We start from the raw sequence: 2,136 nt of genomic DNA, 5'->3' as shown, positions 1-2,136 counted from the left end.
TCCATGTAGTGGGTCGAGACCAACACGGTGAGGCCGTCGGCGGCGAGCGCATGGATCTCGTTCCAGAAATCGCGCCGTGCCTTGGGATCGACACCCGCCGTCGGCTCGTCGAGCAGCAGCAGCTTCGGACTGGGCAGCGTACAGGCACCGAGCGCCAGCCGCTGCTTCCAGCCGCCGGAGAGCTCGCCGGCAAGCTGCTCCTCGCGCCCCGAGAGCCCGAGCCGCTTGACCATGTCACGCGCCGCGCCGCGTGCATCGGCAAGGCCATAGAGCCGCGCGACGAATTCGAGGTTCTCGCGCACCGACAGGTCCTGGTAGAGGCTGAAGCGCTGGGTCATGTAGCCGACCTGGCGCTTGATCTTTTCGGCATCGCGCCGGATGTCGTAGCCGAGGCAGGTGCCCTCGCCGCTGTCGGGCGTCAGCAGGCCGCAGAGGATGCGGATGGTGGTGGTCTTGCCCGAGCCGTTGGGACCGAGGAAGCCGTAGATCGAGCCGCGCTTCACCTGCATCGACAGATCGTGCACGACCTCGCGGCCGCCGAACGACTTCGTCAGGCCCTTGACGTCGATTGCGATGCCGTTGCCGCCGTTCATCGCTTGTCCGCCATCGGAGTTTTTGGATTGAGATAGACGTCGATCGGCTGCCCGACGCGCAAGGCATCGGGGCGCGAGGGCCGCGCCTGGATCAGGTAAACGAGCTTGTTGCGCTCATCGAGGCTGTAGATCACCGGCGGGGTGTATTCGGCCGAGGTCGCGATGAAATAGATCTTGGCGGTCAGGTCGGCGGCGCAATTGTCGCAGCCGATCCGGACCGTGTCGCCGATCGCAAGCTTGGGCAGCTCGGTCTCCGGCACGAAGAAGCGCAGCTTCATGTTGCCGGGCGGCATGATCGAGAGCACCGGCCGCTGCGCCGCCACCATCTCGCCCTCGCGGAAATAGATCTGCTGGATGGTGCCGGCGACCGGCGCAAAGCCCCTGCGCCGCGCCATCCGCGTCTCCGACGTCGCTACCCGCGCTTCCGCCACGCGCAAGGCGGACACCGCGGAATCGAGATTGGCCTGCGTGCCCGAACCGGTCTTGTTCAGCGAGGCCGCACGGTCATAGGTCTGCTGCGCGTTGGCGAGCGTCGCCTTGTTCTGGTTGAGATCGGCAAGCTGGAGATCGTCGTCGACGGAATAGAGGGCGTCGCCGACCTTGACCTCGTCGCCCTCGCGGACGCTCAGCTTCGTCACCCGGCCCGCTTCATCCGGGCTGACGAAGATCATGTCGGCCTCGACCCAGCCCTGGAAGCCGGGATCGCGCTTCTCGTTGCAAGCCGCCAGCGCGGTTGCGAGCACCAGAACCGCGATCGAACAGAGGCGCGGCAGATACCCCTGTCGACCCCTCACCCTGAGGAGCCGCGAAGCGGCGTCTCGAAGGGCGAGGAGCCACAGCGGGGCCTGCATCCTTCGAGACGCGCGTTCCGCGCTCCTCAGGATGAGGTGAGAGATGGTTCGCGACGACCTCATGTCGTCCTCCGTTCGCCAAAAATCAAATCGAGATGGACGCGCAGCATGTCCCGCGCGTCGAGCGGCGCGTGCCGCTCAAACAGGCTCTGCCAGATCACCGCGATCATCGCGGGCGCGATCAGGATCTGCGGATAGCGCGCAAGGTCCTTCTCGCGGATCTCGCCGCGGGCGATGCCGAGTTCGATCAGCGCGCGCATGGCGGCGACCCCGCGCGAGACCACCTCGCGATAGTAGAAGTCGGCGACGGAAGGAAAGCGCGGCCCCTCCGCCACGATCAGGCGCACGAGATCGCCGCGCCTGGTGCCGATCACCTCCTTGAGGAAGTTGCCGGCGAAGGCTTCGATGAGGTCGCGCACCGAGCCCACCGGCGGCGGCAGCGTCGTCAGCCGCGCCACCACAGGCACGATCACGACGCGCACCAGCTCCTCGAACATCGATTCCTTGTCCTTGAAGTGCAGGTAGATCGTGCCCTTCGCGACGCCGGCCCGCCTCGCAATGTCGTCGAGCCGCGTCGCGGCAAAGCCGCGCGCAATGAACTCCTCCATCGCCGCCTCCACGATCGCCGCACGCCGCTCCGCCGCGCGTGTGGCACGGTTCGAGGCGGGCGCGGCTTCGGGCATGTGGCTTCC

At 66.9% G+C, this 2,136-nt stretch carries 3 protein-coding genes; all 3 read right to left on the bottom strand.

Annotated features, from left to right (window positions below; genetic code table 11):
- Positions 1 to 593 (bottom strand): ABC transporter ATP-binding protein (locus AC1D00_RS38080; RefSeq protein WP_477014215.1); only part of this gene is annotated, 593 nt, incomplete at its 3' end.
- Positions 590 to 1,507 (bottom strand): HlyD family secretion protein, encoded by a 918-nt coding sequence (locus AC1D00_RS38075; RefSeq protein ID WP_477014214.1) that lies wholly within the window; start codon positions 1,505 to 1,507, stop codon positions 590 to 592. The genes AC1D00_RS38080 and AC1D00_RS38075, both read right to left, overlap by 4 nt.
- Positions 1,504 to 2,127: a TetR/AcrR family transcriptional regulator gene (locus AC1D00_RS38070; protein WP_477014216.1), complete on the bottom strand. Its 624-nt coding sequence runs from the start codon at positions 2,125 to 2,127 to the stop codon at positions 1,504 to 1,506. Before AC1D00_RS38070 ends, AC1D00_RS38075 begins: the two co-directional genes overlap by 4 nt.
- Positions 2,128 to 2,136 lie beyond the last annotated feature (9 nt).

It is taken from the genome of Bradyrhizobium sp. P2_E8, assembly GCF_056403875.1.
The sequence above is the reverse complement of the archived record's forward strand: the minus strand, read 5'-3'. Positions and strand labels throughout refer to the sequence as shown.